We start from the raw sequence: 21,137 nt of genomic DNA on the forward strand, positions 1-21,137 counted from the left end.
TTCATACCCCCTATTCCTCTCCAATCCAACTGCGTAGTAATTTCGCGAAATCTTCTGGTTTTTCTTTAGCAATCTTTTCTAACTGTTTTTTACGAATCGTAGCTTCTGAATCTTCCTGTTCTGGAAGGTCAGGTACTTCCATTGGTGCTGTTGATTCTTGTAACAGCTCTTCTTCTTCACTTTCTGCTTTTCTACGACGCAAGAAAATAATTAGTAAGACAATAATAGCTAGAAGCAACCCGCCCCCAACTGCATAAACCCAAGTTGGTATAGTTGACGCCGTTGTATCAGGTTGAGTATCTGCACCCGTAAACTCTTGAAAAACAATGGATACATTTTCTTCTGGCGTAACATCTTCTTCGTATGCTGCATCAACGGATGTCGTAACAATGGAATTGACAATAGAACTAATTCCTTCTTCGACAGCAGTCTCTTCTTGCTGTGATAAATATTCTACTTCATTTTCTTCTGTAGTTTTCGCACGGTTAACCGCAATTTGAATGCCTAAATCACGAATCTTATATGGGCTTTCTACAATATTTTTTCTTATTCGATTAAATTCATTGTTGATGGTTTCTTTTGTCATTTCATATTCGCCATCACCATCATCATCTGTAGCCTGATAATTGGCCACGTCTTCCTCGCCAGTACCGCTGATTCCACCTGCAGCCGCGCCATTCCCTTCATACGTTTCCTGTATCGTTTCTATACTAACAGGTAATCCTTCCATACTTTCTAAGTCAACTGGTTCGACAAGCTCTTCTGTTCGATTTTCTTGTGTGAAATCAATATCTGATGTTACGGACACGATAACATTTCCAGGTCCTACCATGGCTCCTAGCATTTGCTGCAATCGTTTTTGTACGTCTTTTTCAATATCTTGTTTAACAGTTTGTTGATACGTGTACGAGTCTTTTGATGTGTTGTTTCCAGAGCTCTCTAGGTCAAAACTCTCAAAATATTGATTTGTAATAGCAATATTCTCTGTAGGTAAATTCGGCACAGCCTTGGAAACAATGTGATACAGTCCGTTTATCTCACTTGGTTCAAAGTTATAGCCTGCTTCTGTATGAATAACAATCGAAGCGCTTGCTTCTTGTTTGGCATCATTTACGAATACAGGCTCTTCTGGCATATTAATCATCACTTTAGCGTCTTGAATGCCATCAATTCCTTTGATTAAATTTGCCAATTCTGTTTGCATCGCGTCAAGCTTCATAACATTAAATTCGTTTTCAGTAACTCCCCATGAAGCATTTTCACTAAAAAAGGAGTAATCAATATTGCCGCTGTTTGGTAATCCTTGAGCAGCAAGGTCAACCAAAAGACTATCCACTTGCTCTTCTGGTACTTCAATTACCTTACCACCATCTGTTAATTCATAGGGAACACCTTTAGCGTCCAACTCTCCTTTAATTTGTCCCACTTCTTCCATAGATAAATTATTATATAATGGAACATAGTTTGAATGCGTTGTAAAAAGGACAATGCTTACTATTAAAAGGAGACCAACAAAAATGGAACCGAAAAATGTTATTTTTTGAACTTTTGTACGATTCCTCCAAAAATTCGTTGTTCGATCTTTCCAATTTATCATCTTCTCTTTCATAAGTTCCCCCACCAACATGCTCTAGTAAAATATCTTTCTATATGTACTGTACGTAAAGAGGATAAAGCATCACCTCGTGCAGAGATGCTATAAAATTATTCCTAGTTATGTAATAAATGAGCCTGAAAATCTTTAACCAATCAGACAGTAGATAACGAAATGCTATTTAAAATTACAATTGCAATAACACTTGTAGAAATGTTTTATAACTGCTAGATCCTTTTCATCTACACTTGCATACTCATCATTTCTTTATAGGCTTCAACTGCTTTACTCTGAACTTGTACAGTTGCTTCTAAAACGATACTAGATTTTTGAGAGGCAATCATAACATCATGCAAATTTGTAATATCACCTTTCGCCATTGCTTCCGTTTTTTCATCAGAAATGGCTTGTACTTCATTTACATTATTAATGGCATTTTTTAATGCGGAAGCAAATTTTGCTTGTGCTTCACCAGGAGATATTTTTGGTTTACTTTGAACAGTTGCATTTGGAGATAGTTCTGTTATTGGATTGCTAATTCTTTGAATCATAAAAACCCTCCTATTTAATGCTTTTGTAGCTACTCTCTAATAAATTGCTTTGTCAATGAACTTACTGATTATTCGTCTTTTAAAGTATAAGCCGATTCCTTTCTGAAATTTAGGTCTTTGTAAATTCTCACTTACCTTTTCCCATGTGCAATTACCCTTAAAATATTGGCACCTATATCGTAAAAATATACTTATTTACCAATTTCTAAAGCTTTCATCAACATAGATTTCGTAGCATTTACAGACGTTATATTTGCCTCATAAGAGCGAGTGGCGCTCATTAGATCAACCATTTCCTTCAAGGGGTCAACGTTCGGTAATTGAACATATCCATCTCCATTAGCATCCGGATGACTAGGATTATATACTTGCTTGAACGGAGTTTCATCTTCTTCTATCGATCTGACACGCACACCACTAGAAGCTGGAGCATTAGCTGCTTTATGTAAAAAAGATTGAAAAGAAGCTCCCTCTGGCTGCAATGCAACCATTTTTCTACGGTATGGTTCTACCTCTCCGTTCTGATTGACGGTAGCCCTCGTTGATTGTGCATTAGCAATATTAGATGATATCACATCCATTCTTAATCTTTGTGCTGTCAAAGCACTAGCACTAGAGTGTAACGAATGAAACATGGACATTATTTACCTGCCTCCTTTTAAAGCTGTTTGCAAACTTCCAAATTTCCCACTAATGCGATCCACTAGCGCTTGGTAGTAAATTTGATTTTCAGCCAAGTCTGCCATTTCCTTATCTACATCTACATTGTTACCATTATGCTGATATGACGATGCTTGATTTATAATAGTTTTATAGCCAGCTGGTTGCGTATCTCCTTGAAATCCTATATGACGGCTGTTTGTTGTTTTGGCCTGTATAGGTCGCGAAAGTTCATGTGCCAAATAATTCTTAAATGTAACATCTTTCGCTTTATAATTAGGTGTATCTAGATTTGCTAAATTTGATGAAATTGCTCGATTTTTGGCGGAAGAATAGCCTAATGAATGTTCTAAAGCTTGAATTGTTCCATTAAACAAACTCATTGTTTCACCCCTAAAAAAGTACTAGTTATATTTCAAAAAGCAGTCGAAAAGTAATGTTTATCTACGAATAGTTTAAGTCATAATCAAACTAAAGTCTATGGTTTTTAGACATTTTTATATAATACATTACAAGTTGGTTATTTTTTACTAGGTCAATTATACTATATTTATGTTTTGTATGATTGACTTTTCTTTCAATTAAGGACTTTCAAAAATCGACAAAATATGAATAACTTCAACAGGAATGCTTGGGGTGAAATAATAATGATAGATTAAAAATCATACAGGATCGATGTATTCAACTCGATAAGTAACTCCATGTCATAGTAGTGTATACTAGAAAAACTTGACTTATTGCCAATTCTTTATGGCAAAAACCGTTTTTTTGCTTAAGCAATAAATTTTATACTTTGTCATAAAGTGAATCTTCCTTTAGCCGAGGTTTTCCTTCACCACCCACTGATTGTTAGTAGCTAAAGGGTATTACCTAAAGACGCTTACGAAATAGGAGGTGTAGGTACTGTTATCTCCGCTTAGACTTGTTCAGCTCACATCTTCAAGCAGGAGTCTTGCAGCACCTTATATTGGGGATAAAATCATGACCAACCTGTCCAACGGGTGTTTTACACAATGGCTATAAGCCAAAACTACCTACCAGCGTCTATAAGCAATGGCTCTCATTTAGCATTCAAACCTCATTGTCTTTGCCTCTTTTGCTTTCCCCTAAAGGAGTGTTAGTGTTTCTTGCCACCCTTAAAAGGGTCTTCGTACTCTCTTACGCTTAACTTATCTAATGTTATATCATGCTTCTCTTGCCCTTGTATATATTTTTTACCTTTTCATTCAGCCCCACTGTACTTACATAATAACCTCGCGCTCAAAAGTGCCTATTACCGAATTTATATTTCAAATTTGCATGCTTATCTAAAATTATAAGAGCGCTTCTTCCTTTTTTAATAACCCATAAAGGATACCACTACTTTTGGTGGGATACTTACTAACATGTGCACATGAATAGGCATAAGATGACCTCTGCTTTGTATTTACATAACCATTTTGTATGCACCAAACTATTTGCTTTTTTTTGCCAATTTAATCACTTTCCTTTCTATAACAATCTCTATTATAGAAGAAAGTGAGTTTTTTGTTTGGTATAACCATTGGTTCCTCACCCGCATAGCAGGTGGTTTTCTGTTTCGCACGCTTTCGCGAGCTCAACGGACTAAAGTCATAATATAAAACATCCGCAACACGGTTAAACGCGTTGCGGATGTTTAGTTTTCTTTCTACGAGCAATTATTTTATATTTTTTATCTAGAGCGTAAATTTTCTAATTCAACAAGGAAATTGTGATTTAAGACTTTAATATATGTCCCCTTCATACCCAGTGAACGAGATTCAATTACTCCAGCACTTTCTAGTTTTCTTAGAGCATTTACAATGACAGAACGGGTAATGCCAACACGATCAGCGATTTTGCTTGCTACAAGAAGCCCTTCACTACCGTCCAGTTCTTCAAAAATATGGTCAATTGCTTCTAATTCACTATAAGAAAGTGAACTAATTGCCATTTGAACAACAGCTTTACTTCTTGCTTCTAGCTCAATTTCTTGAGACTTTTCATGAAGAATTTCCATACCTACAACTGTAGCCCCATACTCAGCTAATAAAAGATCGTCTTCATTAAATTCTTCTGATAAACGACCAATAATAAGGGTTCCTATACGATCTCCACCGCCAATGATTGGAACAATGGTGGTTAAAGCTGTTTGGAATAAGTCGCGGTTTTCTACTGGGAATACAGTATGTGGACTATCTATACCAATATTCGCTGTTGTTTCATGAATATTGTGTAATCCTTCTGTATATTCTTGCGGAAACTGACGTTCTTCCAGCATAGCTTTCATTCTTTCGTTTTCAATCTCTTGATTAATAGCAAATCCAAGTAATTTCCCACGACGGCTTAGAATATATACATTTCCTTTAATTACATCACGTAACGAAGCAGACATATCATTAAAGTCCACAGATTTCCCGCCGAATTTTTGTAGCATTGCATTAATTTTTCTTGCACGATTTAATAGTTCCATTATGATCCTCCATTCGATCTCTATATGTTATAAGATATATTGACTTAAATCCTTATTTTTAGCGATAGCAGAAAGTTTTTCATCTACATAAGCTGGAGTGATTTCAACAGTATCCATATTAATCTCTGGTGCTTCAAAGGACAGATCCTCCAGCAACTTTTCTAAAATCGTATGAAGTCTTCTAGCTCCAATGTTATCCATTTCCTGATTCACTTCATAAGCAATTTCAGCAATTCTATTTACAGCTTCGTCTGTAAATACTATATTTATACCTTCTGTTTTTAATAAAGCTTCATATTGCTTTAATAAGGCATTAGATGGCTCTTTTAATATTCGTTTAAAATCATCTGTTGATAGTTTCTCTAATTCTACCCTAATTGGAAATCTTCCTTGTAATTCAGGAATTAGATCAGATGGTTTTGACATATGAAATGCGCCAGCGGCAATAAATAACATATGGTCTGTTTTTACTGGTCCATGCTTTGTAACAACTGTAGACCCTTCAATAATTGGCAATATATCGCGTTGAACACCTTCGCGAGATACGTTAGCACTTTGTTCATCTTTACCAGCTACTTTATCTATTTCATCAATAAACACAATCCCCGATTGCTCTGCTCGTAAAATGGCTTCTTGTGCCGCCTCTTCCATATCTACAAGTTTACTCGCTTCTTGCTGCGTTAACACTTTCCTTGCTTCAGACACTGACAATTTTCGCTTTTTCTTTTTCTTTGGCATAAATTGTCCAAGCGCATCTTGCATATTCATGCCCATATGTTCCATTCCAGAACCTTGTAACATGTCAAACATAGATGGCGTTTGCTCTTCTATTTCAACAGTTACTACTTTATCTTCTAACTCACCAGATGCTAACTGTTGTTCTACACGCTTTCGTTTATTTCGAATCTCATCATTTTTCGCAGATTCTTCAGCACCTTCTTCACTATTAGCCTGTGAAGAAAATAACATTTCAAAAGGGTTTTTTGTTTCGTTGGTTGCTTTAGACTGAGGAACTAAAAGTTTGACAAGTAATTTATTTGCTTCTTCTTCCGCTTTCTCTTTAACTTGTTTCATTTTTTCCTCTTTCACAGTCCGCAATGCCATTTCAACTAAATCGCGAATCATGGATTCAACATCACGACCTACATAGCCTACTTCCGTAAACTTCGTCGCCTCCACTTTTACAAATGGTGCACCTTCCAGCTTAGCTAGCCTTCTAGCTATTTCTGTTTTCCCTACTCCGGTTGGTCCAATCATTAAAATATTTTTCGGAACCACTTCTTCTTTTAAACCTTCATCTAGCTGCATGCGCCTATATCTGTTACGCAATGCAACAGCTACAGATCGCTTTGCACTTTTCTGGCCAATAATATATTTATCTAATTGTCCAACAATCTGTTTAGGAGTGTAGCTCATACCCATTTCCTAAAGGCCTCCTTTTACTCCAATACCTCAAGTGTGATATGGTTATTCGTATACACACATAATTCTCCAGCAATTTCTAAGGATGCTTTCGCAATCTCTTTGGCAGATAGTTCTTTAGAATATCTCGCTAGAGCTCTACCAGCGCTAAGAGCATAATTTCCACCAGATCCGATAGCTAAAATTCCGTCATCAGGCTCTATGACTTCTCCAGTACCAGAAACTAAAAACATATGCTCCTTATCCATGACAATTAACAAAGCTTCCAGTTTTCTTAGCACTCTGTCGCTTCGCCATTCCTTTGCAAGCTCAACTGCCGCTCTAGGCAAGTTGCCATTATATGTTTCTAATTTCGCTTCAAACTTTTCAAAGAGCGTAAACGCGTCAGCTACGGAACCGGCAAATCCAGCTAATACCTGTCCTTTAAATAGTGTACGAACTTTCTTTGCTTTATGTTTCATAACTACTGCATTTCCCATCGTTACTTGACCGTCCCCACTCATCGCACATTGTCCGTTATGGTGGATGGCAAAAATAGTGGTAGCATGCATTTCATTGGTCATGTAAGCTCACCTCTTTATTTAAAGTTAATCATTTGCTCTCGGGTGACTTCTCATATAAACACGTCGCAAATGATCTTTCGTCACATGCGTATAAATTTGAGTTGTTGACAGATTTTCATGACCTAATAATTCTTGTACGCTGCGTAAATCAGCACCTTCATTCAAGAGATGAGTAGCAAATGTGTGTCGCAGTTTGTGTGGATGCACATGCACAGTTAAAGCTGCATCTTTCACCATTTTGTTCAATATGTCACGAATCCCTCTATCCGTTAAGGGTACTCCACGATTATTGAGAAATAATGCGTTTGTTTGTTGATTGGATTTTGCAAGCAACGCTTTTCTTCCATCCTGTATGTATGTTTCCAAAGCAATTTCAGCAAATTTTCCATACGGAATGTAACGTTCTTTTCTGCCTTTTCCTTGCACAAACACTGTTCCAATATAGAAATCAATGTTATCTAAAATCAACTGTCTACACTCACTTACCCTTATCCCCGTAGCATAAAGCAATTCTATTAAGGCTTGGTTTCGCTGACCTAAAGGTTGGGTTAAATCACTTACTTCAAATAGCTTTTCTAACTCTTTCTCATACAAAAACCCCGGAATCTTGCTTTCCGTTTTAGGTAAACGAATAGCTGAAAATGGATTTACATCTACCACATCTTCTCGTTCTAAATATTTATAAAACGTTCGCAACGCTGATATCTTCCGGGAAACAGATTTCCTGCTTAATCGCTGATCATATAGGGTATTTAAAAACACACGAACAATCCGTTCGTCCACATCACAAAATCTCGTTAACCCTTCCGTGTGCAAAAAAGAAAAAAACACTTCCAGATCCTGCATGTAATATTTAATCGTATACGGGGAGGCATTTTTCTCTATTTGTAAGTACTCTTTAAAGGATTGCCAATATTGTCTGAAATTATTCAAATTTTCACCCCATTAAGCAGCGAATATAGCATAACACAGAAAATCATGTTAAGCAATAAATTTAACTAAATTGTAACAAAATTCAGAAACAACCACTCTCATAGTTAGAATTGCCTTTTCATCTGGCCATTTTTGCATGAAATCAATCTTCCATCATTAGGTGTTTATTACGCTAGCTAATTGCCACTAAGCCATTTGTGTGATCCAGAATGAATGCATAAAAGTAAGAGCAATGCCGTCAAGTACATTGCCTTACCAAGGCGTAATTATATCTGTTTTGTGGAGATTAGTCAATTAATTATGTTTATATTTTAACAAATTCAGCAAATCTTTTATAACTAAGCATTTAGGAACATGCAAATAGCTGACAATATCACTCTCATATAGTATATATCCTTTTTTTAGAAGGTTCAAACAGTATCATTGTTAAATAATTGTGACAAAAATAGCAGGTCTTCATTTTAAGAATTAGATTGATTAAACTCACATCTTCCAATTCATGAGGTAGGGAGCTTAGCACCTTATATTCGGGATAAACCCTTAAAACTTTATACTATCCTATAATACGAAAAGAAAACTGTTCAACTAAGTTGAACAGTTACGTTTGAGGCTCTTCTTTATATTCACAGTTCGTACATTGAATTTGCGTTCCCTTTTTCGCTTTTTTCTCCACTAGTAATGCCTCGCATTTAGGACATGGTCTAGAAATAGGTTTATCCCACGAAACGAAGTCACATTCCGGATATTGGTCACACCCATAAAAAGTACGGCGTTTCTTTGATTTTCTTTCAACTATTTCCCCTGTTTTACATTTTGGACAATCAACACCAATTTTCTTTAAAATCGGTTTCGTATTTCGGCATTCTGGAAAGTTCGAACAAGCCAAGAATTTCCCATATCTCCCCATTTTATAAACCATCTCATGACCACATTTTTCACAATCAATTCCCGCTGGTTCATCTTTTATTTCTACTTTTTCCATTTCCTGTTCAGCCTTCTTCAAGCGCTTCTCAAATTCTTGGTAGAATTGATCAATGATCTTTACCCATTCTATGCTTCCTTCTTCAATAGCATCTAAATCGTTTTCCATTTTTGCAGTAAAATCTACATCAATAATTTTAGGGAAGAATTCTTCAACCAATTCTAATACAATCGTACCTAATTCAGTAGGTACAAATCGCTTATTATCAATACTTACATAACCTCGTCTTTGAATAGTATCCAAAGTAGGTGCATAAGTAGAAGGACGGCCAATTCCTAGTTCCTCCATCGTTTTTACTAATCTCGCCTCCGTATACCTTGGTGGTGGCTGTGTAAAATGTTGATTCGGTTTTATTTCCTGTGCCTTAACTTTCATACCTTCAGATAATGCAGGAAGGAGTTTGTTTTCATCTTTTTTCTTATCATCTCTTCCTTCCACATACACTTTCATAAAACCTTTAAATTTTATCTTTGAACCTGTAGCTCGGAACTCAACATTATTATTTAATAAATGAACAGTCATCGTGTCCATAACCGCAGCAGCCATCTGACTAGCCAAAAATCGTTCCCAAATTAATTTATATAATCGAAGTTGATCTCTTGATAGGATAGCTTTAAGTGAATTAGGCTCTCTTAACACAGAAGTCGGGCGAATAGCTTCATGGGCATCTTGCGCAGACTCTGATTGTTTCTTTTGTTTATTTGTCCCTAAGTACTCTTCTCCATATTGTTCATGAATATACGAGTTCGCTTCATTTTTTGCCGTTTCAGAGATTCTTGTTGAATCTGTACGCATATACGTAATTAGTCCAGTTATACCACCTGCTTGACGACCGAGGTCAATTCCTTCATAAAGTTGCTGAGCAACCATCATTGTTTTCTTTGCTTTAAAGTTCAGCTTTCTAGCAGCTTCCTGCTGTAAGGAAGAAGTAGTAAATGGTTGAGCTGGATTCCTTCTACGTTCTTTTTTGTTTACTTTATCTACAGTAAACTGATCACCTTGAAGCATCTGTTTAATTTCTTTTACATCTACCTCTGTTTTTAATGCTACTTTTTTTCCATTTATCCCGTAAAAGGCCCCTTCAAATAATTCACTTTCTTTTAAAAACTGCGCATCAATGGACCAATATTCTTCAGGGATAAAGTTTTCAATTTCTTTTTCTCGATCAATGATTAATTTCACTGCAACAGATTGCACGCGCCCAGCACTTAAACCTTTTTTGACTTTTTTCCATAGCAGTGGACTGATATTGTACCCTACCAATCGGTCAAGTATCCTTCTTGCTTGTTGCGCGTCAACTAAATTCATATTTATAGATCTAGGATGCTTAAACGACTCTTTAATGGCGTCTTTGGTAATTTCATTAAATACAACCCTGCATTCTGATTGCTCATCAATGTTTAAAATATGAGCTAAATGCCACGCTATTGCTTCCCCTTCCCTGTCAGGGTCCGCTGCGAGGTATATTTTTTTGGCCTTTTTAGCTGCAGATTTTAAATCCTTAACCACATCGCCCTTTCCTCGTATAGTAATGTACTTTGGAGTAAAATTATTTTCTGCATCTACACCCATCTGACTTTTTGGTAAATCTCTTACATGCCCCATCGAGGCCTTTACTTTATATTTTTTTCCTAAATAACGTTCAATCGTCTTCGCCTTCGCAGGCGACTCAACGATCACTAGATAATCCGACATATGATTTCCTCCCAAATTAAGGGTGCTCAAGAACAAGATTCACACCCGACCAGAACTCCTTTCTGGTAACCATGTCTTTCTTTATTTTCATTATTGTTTGTTCACTAAAATAAACCTACAAATTATTCTTTAATACTATTTACAAATCTTCACTAATAGTAAATATATACATTGCATTTGTCAAACATGTTCTGAAATAACCGTACTAAAATCTATCATTCTCATTGACATTAATTATTTTTTTCATAAATATACATACTGGTTAGTAGTCCTTTCCCGCCCATCGCGTGGACTTGCCATTCTTCAAGAATGTCTTTGGCATTTGTAACCATTTGGGCACCATCTCGAATCAATTGATGACAGCCCTCTGTTTGCTCTGTAAATATAGAACCAGGAACCGCAAACACTTCTCTCCCTTGTTCTAATGCTTGATCTACCGTTATCATAGTCCCACTTCTTTTTTTCGCTTCAATAACCAATGTGCCAAAGCTCAATCCACTAATAATCCGGTTTCGTTCAGGAAAATGGTGTTTAGCAGGTGGGGTTGTTGGCGTATATTCAGATAGCACAAGACCTTTATGAACAATTTCTTGATATAATGATTGATTTTCTTTAGGATAGAGATGTTCAAAGCCACTTCCTAATACAGCTATCGTTTTTCCATTTAATATAAGTGTCTTTTCATGCGCATATTGATCTACCCCTCTTGCTAGTCCACTTACAATTAACCAATTTTTATGGAGTAAAGGCTCGATTATAAAAGCTGTTTTTCTCTTTGCCTCCCTTGAAGGATCCCTCGAACCAATTACACTTAAAGATGGGGCATCATTTAATAAGTCTACGTTACCTTTCCCATATAAGACAAGAGGTGGGTCATGAATAGCTTTTAACATAGGTGGAAACCGTTTGTCAAGGATAGTAATTATATGCTGATTTTTCATTTCCGATTGCAACTGTTTTAGACGTGCTTGACTATGAAGATCTTGATATAAGGTTGTAGCGTTTTTTAATGGAAGAGAAAAAGTGTGGCTGATTTGACTCGGGGTCATTTGGTAGAGTTGTAGAAGAGAACGATCTAGCTTAATAATTCTTTGAATACTCCTTCTAGTCACTCCCCTACAACGACTTAAATGAATAAAACGAAAACGAACTTCATTCGTCATATTCCACTTCCTTTCAAAGGGATTGTTTAAAAAATGAACTTACAATGACACATCGATATTTGTAGTTGGCTTATTTTCCTGCGTTAGTGATAAAACAATTAAATAGTATTTCATTAGAGGATAAGTAAAGAGGAGCCTATGATTTTTTAACTAGGCTCCTCCATTGCGTACAGATATTTCTATCGTAACTTATAACCTACGTTTTTAGATTTATTATTAAACTAAAAATACAAATGAACTTCAAATTTTTTTAGGAAACCTTATTGTGTTTTACACTTCTCTTTTAAGCCTTTTTCTTCAAGCACACCTATCATTGTTTCACCCATAACTGCCGGCGTTTCAGCAACTTTAATTCCACACTCATTCATAATGCGAATTTTTTCCTCGGCTGTTCCTTTTCCACCTGAAATAATAGCGCCAGCATGCCCCATTCTTTTTCCTGGAGGAGCTGTAGCACCTCCAATAAAACCAACTACGGGCTTCTTCATGTTTGCTTTCACCCATTCAGCTGCTTCTTCTTCTGCTGTACCGCCTATCTCTCCAATCATCATAACAGCATACGTTTCTGGATCATTATTAAATGCTTCTAGCACGTCAATGAAATTGGTTCCATTAACAGGATCACCACCGATACCAACAGCGGTAGTTTGACCATATCCAGCTTCTGATAATTGATGAACCGCTTCATATGTTAATGTTCCTGAACGAGAGACAACGCCAATATGACCTTTTTTATGAATATAGCCAGGCATAATTCCAATTTTACTTTCATCAGCAGTAATAACCCCTGGACAGTTTGGTCCTACGAGCCGTGTATTCTTTCCTTCCATATAACGTTTTACTTTCACCATATCCATTACCGGAATATGCTCCGTTATACAAATAACCAAATCTAATTCAGCGTCAACAGCTTCTAGAATAGCATCTGCAGCAAACGGGGCCGGTACATAGATGACGGAAGCTGTAGCACCTGTTGCTTCTACAGCCTCTAATACTGTATTAAAAACAGGTACACCTTCTACCTCTGTACCACCTTTTTTCGGAGTGACTCCACCAACAATTTTTGTGCCGTATTCAAGCATTTGTTTCGTATGAAATTTAGCTGTGCCACCGGTTATCCCTTGGACAATTACTTTTGTATCTTTATTAACGTATACACTCATTTTCGTCCGTCCTTTCAAACATTTTACGAAGTTTACTTTACCATGGAGACTATTTTTTGAGCACCGTCAGCCATCGAATTAGCAGAGGTAATATTTAATTCTGAAGCTTCCAGAATTTTCTTCCCTCTAGCAACGTTTGTTCCTTCTAGGCGAACAACCAACGGAATTTCTAGCCCTACTTGCTTGGTTGCTTCTACAACTCCTTCAGCAATTACATCACACTTCATAATGCCACCAAATATATTAACGAAAATACCTTTTACATTCTTATCAGATAGAATGATTTTGAAAGCTTCCGTTACTTTTTCAGCCGTAGCACCGCCTCCAACGTCAAGGAAATTAGCGGGCTCTCCGCCATAGTGTTTAATAATATCCATGGTAGACATAGCAAGTCCAGCACCATTTACCATGCAACCTATATTCCCGTTCAGTGAAATATAGCTTAAATCGTACTTGGACGCTTCAACTTCTTTCTCATCCTCTTCATCAAAATCACGTAAATCCATAATGTCCTTTTGACGGAATAAAGCGTTGTCATCAAAATTTAATTTTGCATCTAAGGCTAAGACCTCCCCATCACCAGTTGTTACTAACGGATTAATTTCAGCAATGGAACAGTCTTTTTCGACAAATGCTGTATATAAACCAATCATGAATTTGACAGCTTTACCTAACAAATCATGTGGAATATTAATATTGAAAGCTAATCTACGTGCTTGAAAACCTGTTAAACCAACAACAGGATCAATAACTTCTTTAAATATCTTCTCAGGTGTAGCAGCAGCTACTTCCTCAATTTCTGTACCACCTTCTTCAGATGCCATCATAACGACACGAGAAGTAGCGCGATCCAGTACTAAGCCGATGTAATATTCTTTTTGAATATCACAGCCCTCTTCAATCAATAAACGTTTCACTTCTTGCCCCTGTGGCCCTGTTTGATGCGTTACTAACGTTTTGCCAAGAATTTCATCGGCATATGTACGCACTTCATCGACATTTTTAGCTATTTTTACCCCGCCGGCTTTACCACGTCCACCAGCGTGAATTTGTGCTTTCACTACTGTGACATCGCTTCCTAATTGTTTTGCAGCTTCTACAGCTTCTTCAACTGCATAGGCAACTTTTCCATTAGGGACTTTAACGCCGTATTGTCGCAAAATCTCTTTGCCTTGATATTCATGAATGTTCATCCTATATCCTCCCATCAAATTTCACTGCATATCCATTGTATAAAAAAACGCTTCAATTAACAAGAAATACCGCACATCTCAACATATTTCGCTACCCCACACTTTTTCTACATATATATATATTTTACTATGAAATGACCATTGACTTCATACAATAGTCACGTATAGTAGCCTTTAAACATGCTTTATGTTACATTTGCTGATCTGTACGATAGATAAATGCAAATACTTCAGCCACCGCTTCATAAAGCTCTTCTGGAATCGTTTCATTTATGTTTAATTGACCTAACAACTCTACTAAAGAAGCATCTTCTAAAATTGGAATGTTATTTTCCTTTGCTGCTTCAATGATTTCATCTGCCAGTTTACCTCTACCCGAAGCAGTAACGACAGGAGCAGTGTGATGTGCTTCATGATAGCGTAGTGCTGCTACTTTCCTTTGTTTTAAGTTCATATTCGATAATCCACCCCTTGATAACTCTGAGCATTAAACACAGCTGTTTTTGCTTTCTTTCCTTGATGTAAAGCAAAGAATGAAATAGATGATAGATGATAATTCATTTCCTTTAACCCTTTCTTTAATAAAGGCTGAAATTGCATCGGAAGTGTTCGCGATTGGATATGATCATTGAAAACATGAATGCTAATATTTCGATTTTGTACATGCATATCTACCACAGTTTCTTTTATATTTGTTAATTCCAAATAGAACACAATTCGACAATGATTTGGATCTAACTTATTTGTTTCTGTTTTCTTTCCTTCGAACTTTATTTCCATATCATTTGTTAATCCTAACTTTAAGGCTGGTATTTGTAGATATGCTTGCAAAAAACCATTATCGAAATCTTGTACAGAGGATAATTGTACAGCATGTAAATGGTGAAGCACTTGCTGTAGTTGTTCCCCCAAGCCGCCTTTTGTTTGCTGTAACATGGAAATCAATTGACTTTTAATGGTAGTTGGCGGTGATTCTCCTTTAACCAACAAATTTTCATGTGATATACCTGAAAGTTGCAAAAACCGTTTTGTCAATTGTAGAAATTGCTCTTTTGGCTCTGCCAATAAATATTTTTGTGAAAACGTGATAATTTGTTCTAATTGTTCATATGTATGTGACTTTTGCAATGCACGTAACTGAACGAGTAAACCGCCAAAATCACCTCCGTTACCTACGTTTTTAGCGAATAATGTCGGAAAGACTTTTGTTACATCTTGTTTTAACTGTGAGACTTCAGCATCTGAAAACATATATTGATTAGCCGCAGTTAATAGAAGCTTGCTTTCCCATTTTTTTAATATTTGGTCAGCATGTTGCATAAACCATTGATTATTAGCTATATAATGCTTTAAATTATTTATTGTGTTTGAAGAATAAATATCTTGACCATCTAATAACGATTGGATGAGGGAAAACACTTGTTTATTTCGAAAAGAAAGTATCTTACTCATTTGTTCTTGACTATTTGCAATATTTTCAGCAGTTGGTTGTAAAAGATCGCTTAAATGTCCTCGCAGCATTGAAAAATTCGAATCCTTCGGTAGCATATGCAAAAGTTTTTGCAATTGAGTAGCGAAAGGATATTTTTTTTGCATGTGAAGAGCTTTCGTAGTTTGTTCAGTTATTGGCCATTCATTTGCTATTAACTCTTTCATTATAGGCATAAAAACTTGAACTTGCTTATCTTTATATTGTGACATATATTCAAAAGCTTGTTGCAACTGCTCTCTATGAAAAGATATTTGTTCCTTCGTTAATTGCTGCACAAGCTCCGCTTGGTTCGTTGCCATTTTTAAGGAAAGTTGCTGTAACAATTGATTCGCATTCAATGCCCCATTACCTAATACCTTTAATTTTAACAATTCATCAGCTTGCATAACTTGAAAATAATAATCCTTTCCAGTTGTTAAAGAAGCTTGTAACTGAGCTATCAGTCGCAAGCCACCTAATTGTATTTGCACCTTATTTTCTGGATATATTTTTATAACCTGTCCTTGAATAATTTGACCTTTTTTAAGTTGTTGTTGTGAGGGAATTTTCAACTTATTTAGTTGTAATATTTCTTTCAACTGATGGATACGCACAATACTTCCCTCTTTCCTAATTGATCATTTTTTTAACCGGTGCAAATGAGCAGCGGTGCTGTGGACAAACACCATATTGATGTATTTTTTTCACATGCTCCTCTGTTCCATATCCCTTATTAAAAGCAAATTCATACATAGGGAATTGAAGATGTAATTCCTTCATATAATTATCCCTTGTCACTTTTGCCAGTACACTAGCTGCTGCAATTGAGATGCTTTTGGCGTCACCTTTTGTAATTGCTTCACTTGAAATTGTTAATTTTGGCAATTCTACTGCATCAATTAATATACGTTCAGGCATAGGGTCTAACTTTTCAATAGCTTCAGCCATAGCAAGTTTTGTTGCCTCTAATATATTAATTTGATCTATTATTTTACTATCAACTATAGAAATTCCATAACTAATCGCATGTTCTTTTATGTAATAAAAAAATTCATTTCGTTTTGACTCCGTTAGCCGCTTTGAATCATCTAGTCCTAATAACCGAAAATTAGATGGTAAGATTACTGCAGCTGCTACAACAGGACCAGCTAAGGGTCCTCTTCCAGCTTCGTCAACTCCAGCTATATATTTTATTCCTCGTTTATAGTGAGAGCGTTCAAATATTGTCATTTCCACATAACGTTCTTGTAGCGCTTGAAATTTAAGCTGTTGTTTATCATATTTATGAATTAATTGTTGCACACCTTTTCTTTCATCCAATCGTAAATATGCAATTTGTTTCTCGTCCAATTTCTCTGCATGAAACAAACGATTCAGTTCCCTAATAGATATTTTCTTCATATTACCCCTACCTTTTTACTATCGACTAAATAATAGAAATATGAAATGAATGTTTCTCTTCTATTCATTGTTAGAAAAATCGACTAGTTATTAAATTTTTTAATACTATAGAAAAGCATAAGCTGTTTGGGTTTATAGTATAAGAAAAACGAAGGTTTACGCCATAACAACTTGGCGATAAGACAAGTTTTTCTAACAATAGATTCTACGTGAAAAATTTCCCAAATGAAATAACAAGACACCCATCCGAAGATGCATGTCTTACAATATTGTATCTTATTATGCTATGAATATTTCTTTGTCAATTGACAAGACCTATACGTTAATCCAGTAAGCCTTCATGACAGTTAAAAACGAATCATACTTTTAAATTTAAGCTACTTACGCTGTTTTAATTCGGTTATATTTCAGGTGTCTCCAAAGTTATTTTACCAAGTTTACCTGAACGTAAATCTTGTATTACGATATCAGACACTTTTGCAAAATTAACTTTCCCTCCGCTTTCAAGCGCTCCACGCTGCTTACCGATATAGTTGAATATATCCCACATATCTTCTAGCGTATTATCCAAATTATAACGTTGTTTTATGTTTTCTGGGTAATGTTGTTGCATATATTGAATAACAAATGCAACGATGTCTTGCAATGAAAGTAATTGATCTTTAATAGTGCCAATTGCAGCTAACCGAAGTCCAACTTCTTGATCTTCAAACTTTGGCCATAATATCCCAGGTGTATCTAAAAGTTCAAAATCAGATTTAACTTTTATCCATTGTTGCTGTTTTGTAACCCCTGGCTTATTTCCCGTTTTAGCTATTTTTTTATTTGCCAACCGGTTAATTAAAGTCGATTTACCAACGTTTGGTATGCCAACAATGATAGCACGAGCAGCTCGAGGCTGTATACCTTTGGAACGTAGTTTTTCCATTTTTATCTTAGCATGTTCTTTTGCCAACCGTATGACAACTTGTATATCATGTCGTTCATTTACGTTAATAGCAATGGCTGAGATCTGATGATGTTCAAAGTATTTTATCCATTGTTCCGTAATTTGTTGATCAGCTAAGTCTTTTTTCATCATTACAACCATTTTTGGCTTTTGCTGAATTACTTGCTGCAACATGGGGTTCTGAGAAGAAAGAGGAGCTCTAGCATCTACTAGTTCGATAACAAAATCGACGAGCTTCAGTTTTTCCTCTACTTCACGCTTTGCTTTGGCCATATGGCCAGGAAACCATTGTATTGTCATTACTTAACCCTACTTTCCAATTAGTTGCATACGTTCGAACGGCCAATAAATTAAACTTGTCTTGCCAACAATCTGATCCATTGGTATAAGCCCTAGTGAGCGGCTATCCATTGAATTCTCTCGATTATCTCCTAAGACAAGGACGTAATCTTCAGGTATTTTACGATAACTGCCCGGAAGATCTTCCAAGGTAAAATTGTTTGTATATACTTTTACTTGAGTCTTATTTGCTTGACCCTTCAAAAAGTTTTGTTCTATTTCTTTTTCATTAATGTACAATATATTATTTCTAACTTCAACATGGTCTCCAGGTAAACCGATAACACGTTTAATAAAATCTTTTTCACTAGAAGCATGAAATACAACAATATCAAAGTGTTTTGGGTCTTTCAGGTCATAAATGATTTTATTTACCATCATTTGATCGCCATTATGTAATGTCGGGAGCATAGATGGACCTTCCACCACAATAGGCGCAAACAAAAATGTACGAATGATAAATGCCAAGCCAAGAGCAATTAAAATTGTTTTTCCCCATCCTAACCACTCTTCGCGATACTTTTTTCTATTTGATTTTTCAGTCAAAGGACAAACCTCCATTTCAAAATACACTTTTTTAAAATGAGGCAAGAATGTAAATTACAACGGCCATTAATATGTAAGTGTAACTTGGGCAATTATGTAGGCTTTCAGGTTAGAAGAGGCTTTAATTCAATACTTATGTATAATATTAGAAAACTTGGCTTAAGACCAGCGGAAACTGTAGATTTGCTTGCTTATACTATAAACCTTAAACTTTATACTTTCCTTTAGTATAAAAAAGGAGCTTATGCATAATTGCCAAGCCCCTTTTCTTAAACACTTTATTTAGTCATGTATTTCTTTAACGACGCTCTTTAATACGAGCCGCTTTTCCACGTAAATTACGTAAATAGTAAAGTTTCGCACGACGAACAATACCACGACGACTTACTTCGATTTTATCAATCCGTGGAGAATGTAATGGGAATGTACGTTCCACACCGATACCGTAAGATAATTTTCTTACTGTAAATGTTTCACTAATCCCGCCGTTTTGACGTTTGATTACAACACCTTCAAATACCTGAATACGTTCTCGGGAACCTTCGACAACTTTAACGTGTACTTTTACAGTATCCCCAGCGCGAAATTCAGGATGATCTGTGCGTAATTGATCTTTTGTAATATCTTCAATTAATTTTTGCATCCTGTTTCACTCCTTCCAAACCAATGCTCATGCCTTTTAAATGGCAGCGGAACATCGTTGATAGTGTTTAAAACATATATTACTTTAAACACAGCTTTTAATATACCATATACTTCAAAGAACTGCAACTACTTTTGCCAATATCGTATTTAGTCTTTTACAATGCTTTTTTCATCTATTGTCAACTTTGAATTATTTAACAGATCTTTTCTCCGTTCATACGTTCTCTTGAGCGACTGTTCTTTTCTCCATGCCGCAATTTTACCGTGATCACCAGACAACAAAACTTCTGGAACTTTCATTCCACGAAATTCTGCTGGTCTCGTATAATGAGGATGTTCTAACAAACCCGACGAAAACGAATCCTGAGGTGCTGAAGCTTCATTCCCAAGTACATTAGGGAGTAGACGAATAACACTATCCATTACTACCATAGCACCTAACTCTCCACCTGTTAAAACGTAATCCCCTATGGATATTTCATCATTTACTAAATGTTTACGTATACGTTCATCAAATCCTTCATAGTGCCCACAAATAAAAATAAGATGATCTTCTTGTACAAGTTCTTCCGCTTTTTTTTGGGTAAATGTTTCGCCTTGTGGGCACATTAAAATAACACGCGGCTTAGAAGAACGTTCTTTTTTTACTGCTTCTACCGCATCAAAAATAGGCTGGGGAGTTAACACCATTCCCGCTCCTCCACCATACGGATAATCATCGACTTTCTGATGCTTATTTTGAGCATATTCACGAAAATTAACTAGTTGATACGTAAACTTATGCTTATCCTGCGCTTTTTTTAATATAGATGATTCCATCACACCTGTAAACATTTCCGGAAAGAGTGTCAATATATCTATATGCATCATTTATTCCAACAACCCTTCCATTGGAGAAATGATGACTTTCTTTGCTTTGACATCAACTTCCAAAACAACATCTTCAATATACGGGATGAGTATATCTTTGCCGCTTTTTCTTCTAGTGACCCATACGTCATTCGCACCAGGTGATAAAATTTCCTTGATCATTCCTAATTCTTCTCCTGTTTCTGTTATAACGGTACAACCAATTATTTCATGATAATAGTATTCATGCTCATTTAATTCCGTCTGGTCCGATTCAGGGATTTTTAGCTCACTGCCTTTAAAGTGAATGATATCATTCATGTTTTCATAACCTTCAAATTGCAACAGATCAAAACCCTTATGTACGCGATGACTGGATATAGTAACTTGTAAAGGGGCTTGTCCATCATTTACCACGTAAACGCGCTTACCAACTTCAAATCGATCATCAAAGTCGGTTATACGTAACACTTTAAGCTCTCCTTTAATGCCATGTGTATTTATGATTTTTCCTACTGTGAACATCTTCTCTGTCATTTAATCAC

General features: G+C 36.0%; 20 protein-coding genes and 1 pseudogene. All 21 read right to left on the reverse strand.

What is annotated here, in order from left to right:
* Window positions 1–10 precede the first annotated feature (10 nt).
* Entirely contained in the window at window positions 11–1,609 is a 1,599-nt protein-coding gene (gene fliF / locus B2C77_RS12220) for a flagellar basal-body MS-ring/collar protein FliF (protein ID WP_077704121.1), read from the reverse strand.
* Window positions 1,610–1,836: 227 nt separating this feature from the next.
* On the reverse strand, window positions 1,837–2,145 hold the full coding sequence (gene fliE / locus B2C77_RS12225) for a flagellar hook-basal body complex protein FliE (protein WP_077704124.1): 309 nt from the start codon (window positions 2,143–2,145) through the stop codon (window positions 1,837–1,839).
* 191 nt (window positions 2,146–2,336) lie between these two features.
* Window positions 2,337–2,786 (reverse strand): flagellar basal body rod protein FlgC, encoded by a 450-nt coding sequence (flgC, locus tag B2C77_RS12230; RefSeq protein WP_077704126.1) that lies wholly within the window; start codon window positions 2,784–2,786, stop codon window positions 2,337–2,339.
* Window positions 2,787–2,789: 3 nt separating this feature from the next.
* Window positions 2,790–3,188, reverse strand: coding sequence for a flagellar basal body rod protein FlgB (gene flgB, locus B2C77_RS12235; protein ID WP_077704129.1), 399 nt, complete (start codon window positions 3,186–3,188; stop codon window positions 2,790–2,792).
* 734 nt (window positions 3,189–3,922) lie between these two features.
* A pseudogene (gene tnpA, locus B2C77_RS12240) lies at window positions 3,923–4,213 on the reverse strand (IS200/IS605 family transposase); the annotation flags it as partial.
* A 285-nt stretch (window positions 4,214–4,498) separates the two neighbouring features.
* Window positions 4,499–5,278, reverse strand: coding sequence for a GTP-sensing pleiotropic transcriptional regulator CodY (codY, locus tag B2C77_RS12245; RefSeq protein ID WP_077704132.1), 780 nt, complete (start codon window positions 5,276–5,278; stop codon window positions 4,499–4,501).
* Window positions 5,279–5,305: 27 nt separating this feature from the next.
* Complete coding sequence (gene hslU / locus B2C77_RS12250) at window positions 5,306–6,700, reverse strand: ATP-dependent protease ATPase subunit HslU (protein ID WP_077704135.1); 1,395 nt, start codon at window positions 6,698–6,700, stop codon at window positions 5,306–5,308.
* Between the two features lie 17 nt (window positions 6,701–6,717).
* Window positions 6,718–7,263 (reverse strand): ATP-dependent protease subunit HslV, encoded by a 546-nt coding sequence (gene hslV, locus B2C77_RS12255; protein WP_077704137.1) that lies wholly within the window; start codon window positions 7,261–7,263, stop codon window positions 6,718–6,720.
* Window positions 7,264–7,287: 24 nt separating this feature from the next.
* Window positions 7,288–8,196 (reverse strand): tyrosine recombinase XerC, encoded by a 909-nt coding sequence (gene xerC / locus B2C77_RS12260; RefSeq protein ID WP_077704140.1) that lies wholly within the window; start codon window positions 8,194–8,196, stop codon window positions 7,288–7,290.
* Between the two features lie 598 nt (window positions 8,197–8,794).
* Entirely contained in the window at window positions 8,795–10,873 is a 2,079-nt protein-coding gene (gene topA, locus B2C77_RS12265; RefSeq protein ID WP_077704143.1) for a type I DNA topoisomerase, read from the reverse strand.
* A 230-nt stretch (window positions 10,874–11,103) separates the two neighbouring features.
* The gene (gene dprA / locus B2C77_RS12270) at window positions 11,104–12,036 is read right to left on the reverse strand and encodes a DNA-processing protein DprA (protein ID WP_077704146.1); all 933 of its coding nucleotides are present in this window, start codon (window positions 12,034–12,036) and stop codon (window positions 11,104–11,106) included.
* Window positions 12,037–12,296: 260 nt separating this feature from the next.
* Window positions 12,297–13,199, reverse strand: a complete 903-nt coding sequence (sucD, locus tag B2C77_RS12275) for a succinate--CoA ligase subunit alpha (RefSeq protein ID WP_077704149.1) — start codon at window positions 13,197–13,199, stop codon at window positions 12,297–12,299.
* A gap of 32 nt (window positions 13,200–13,231) precedes the next feature.
* The gene (gene sucC, locus B2C77_RS12280) at window positions 13,232–14,392 is read right to left on the reverse strand and encodes an ADP-forming succinate--CoA ligase subunit beta (RefSeq protein ID WP_077704152.1); all 1,161 of its coding nucleotides are present in this window, start codon (window positions 14,390–14,392) and stop codon (window positions 13,232–13,234) included.
* Window positions 14,393–14,582: 190 nt separating this feature from the next.
* Window positions 14,583–14,846 carry an EscU/YscU/HrcU family type III secretion system export apparatus switch protein gene (locus B2C77_RS12285; RefSeq protein WP_077704155.1) on the reverse strand — a complete coding sequence of 88 codons (264 nt, stop codon included), beginning with the start codon at window positions 14,844–14,846 and terminating at the stop codon, window positions 14,583–14,585.
* Window positions 14,843–16,462 (reverse strand): TP0910 N-terminal domain-containing protein, encoded by a 1,620-nt coding sequence (locus tag B2C77_RS12290; protein WP_176087324.1) that lies wholly within the window; start codon window positions 16,460–16,462, stop codon window positions 14,843–14,845. The genes B2C77_RS12285 and B2C77_RS12290 overlap by 4 nt, the downstream gene beginning before the upstream one ends.
* A 31-nt stretch (window positions 16,463–16,493) precedes the next feature.
* A complete protein-coding gene (rnhB, locus tag B2C77_RS12295) occupies window positions 16,494–17,264 on the reverse strand; it encodes a ribonuclease HII (protein WP_077704160.1) in 771 nt (256 codons plus the stop codon).
* A gap of 400 nt (window positions 17,265–17,664) precedes the next feature.
* Complete coding sequence (gene ylqF / locus B2C77_RS12300) at window positions 17,665–18,513, reverse strand: ribosome biogenesis GTPase YlqF (RefSeq protein ID WP_077704163.1); 849 nt, start codon at window positions 18,511–18,513, stop codon at window positions 17,665–17,667.
* Between the two features lie 9 nt (window positions 18,514–18,522).
* A complete protein-coding gene (lepB, locus tag B2C77_RS12305) occupies window positions 18,523–19,098 on the reverse strand; it encodes a signal peptidase I (RefSeq protein ID WP_237342740.1) in 576 nt (191 codons plus the stop codon).
* Between the two features lie 298 nt (window positions 19,099–19,396).
* Complete coding sequence (gene rplS / locus B2C77_RS12310; protein WP_073005137.1) at window positions 19,397–19,741, reverse strand: 50S ribosomal protein L19; 345 nt, start codon at window positions 19,739–19,741, stop codon at window positions 19,397–19,399.
* 149 nt (window positions 19,742–19,890) lie between these two features.
* On the reverse strand, window positions 19,891–20,610 hold the full coding sequence (gene trmD / locus B2C77_RS12315) for a tRNA (guanosine(37)-N1)-methyltransferase TrmD (protein ID WP_077706901.1): 720 nt from the start codon (window positions 20,608–20,610) through the stop codon (window positions 19,891–19,893).
* Window positions 20,611–20,613: 3 nt separating this feature from the next.
* Window positions 20,614–21,129 carry a ribosome maturation factor RimM gene (gene rimM, locus B2C77_RS12320; protein WP_077704169.1) on the reverse strand — a complete coding sequence of 172 codons (516 nt, stop codon included), beginning with the start codon at window positions 21,127–21,129 and terminating at the stop codon, window positions 20,614–20,616.
* Window positions 21,130–21,137: the final 8 nt, after the last annotated feature.

Origin of the sequence: Virgibacillus dokdonensis, from assembly GCF_900166595.1 — a bacterium.
In the GTDB taxonomy this organism is placed as follows: domain Bacteria; phylum Bacillota; class Bacilli; order Bacillales; family Amphibacillaceae; genus Virgibacillus; species Virgibacillus dokdonensis.

Bases quoted from the DNA above. Each gene is read 5' to 3' on its own strand.
- fliF (WP_077704121.1), bottom strand. From the start codon at position 1,609: ATGAAAGAGAAGATGATAAATTGGAAAGATCGAACAACGAATTTTTGG.
- fliE (WP_077704124.1), bottom strand. From the start codon at position 2,145: ATGATTCAAAGAATTAGCAATCCAATAACAGAACTATCTCCAAATGCA.
- flgC (WP_077704126.1), bottom strand. From the start codon at position 2,786: ATGTCCATGTTTCATTCGTTACACTCTAGTGCTAGTGCTTTGACAGCA.
- flgB (WP_077704129.1), bottom strand. From the start codon at position 3,188: ATGAGTTTGTTTAATGGAACAATTCAAGCTTTAGAACATTCATTAGGC.
- codY (WP_077704132.1), bottom strand. From the start codon at position 5,278: ATGGAACTATTAAATCGTGCAAGAAAAATTAATGCAATGCTACAAAAA.
- hslU (WP_077704135.1), bottom strand. From the start codon at position 6,700: ATGGGTATGAGCTACACTCCTAAACAGATTGTTGGACAATTAGATAAA.
- hslV (WP_077704137.1), bottom strand. From the start codon at position 7,263: ATGACCAATGAAATGCATGCTACCACTATTTTTGCCATCCACCATAAC.
- topA (WP_077704143.1), bottom strand. From the start codon at position 10,873: ATGTCGGATTATCTAGTGATCGTTGAGTCGCCTGCGAAGGCGAAGACG.
- dprA (WP_077704146.1), bottom strand. From the start codon at position 12,036: ATGACGAATGAAGTTCGTTTTCGTTTTATTCATTTAAGTCGTTGTAGG.
- sucD (WP_077704149.1), bottom strand. From the start codon at position 13,199: ATGAGTGTATACGTTAATAAAGATACAAAAGTAATTGTCCAAGGGATA.
- sucC (WP_077704152.1), bottom strand. From the start codon at position 14,392: ATGAACATTCATGAATATCAAGGCAAAGAGATTTTGCGACAATACGGC.
- B2C77_RS12285 (WP_077704155.1), bottom strand. From the start codon at position 14,846: ATGAACTTAAAACAAAGGAAAGTAGCAGCACTACGCTATCATGAAGCA.
- rnhB (WP_077704160.1), bottom strand. From the start codon at position 17,264: ATGAAGAAAATATCTATTAGGGAACTGAATCGTTTGTTTCATGCAGAG.
- ylqF (WP_077704163.1), bottom strand. From the start codon at position 18,513: ATGACAATACAATGGTTTCCTGGCCATATGGCCAAAGCAAAGCGTGAA.
- rplS (WP_073005137.1), bottom strand. From the start codon at position 19,741: ATGCAAAAATTAATTGAAGATATTACAAAAGATCAATTACGCACAGAT.
- trmD (WP_077706901.1), bottom strand. From the start codon at position 20,610: ATGCATATAGATATATTGACACTCTTTCCGGAAATGTTTACAGGTGTG.
- rimM (WP_077704169.1), bottom strand. From the start codon at position 21,129: ATGACAGAGAAGATGTTCACAGTAGGAAAAATCATAAATACACATGGC.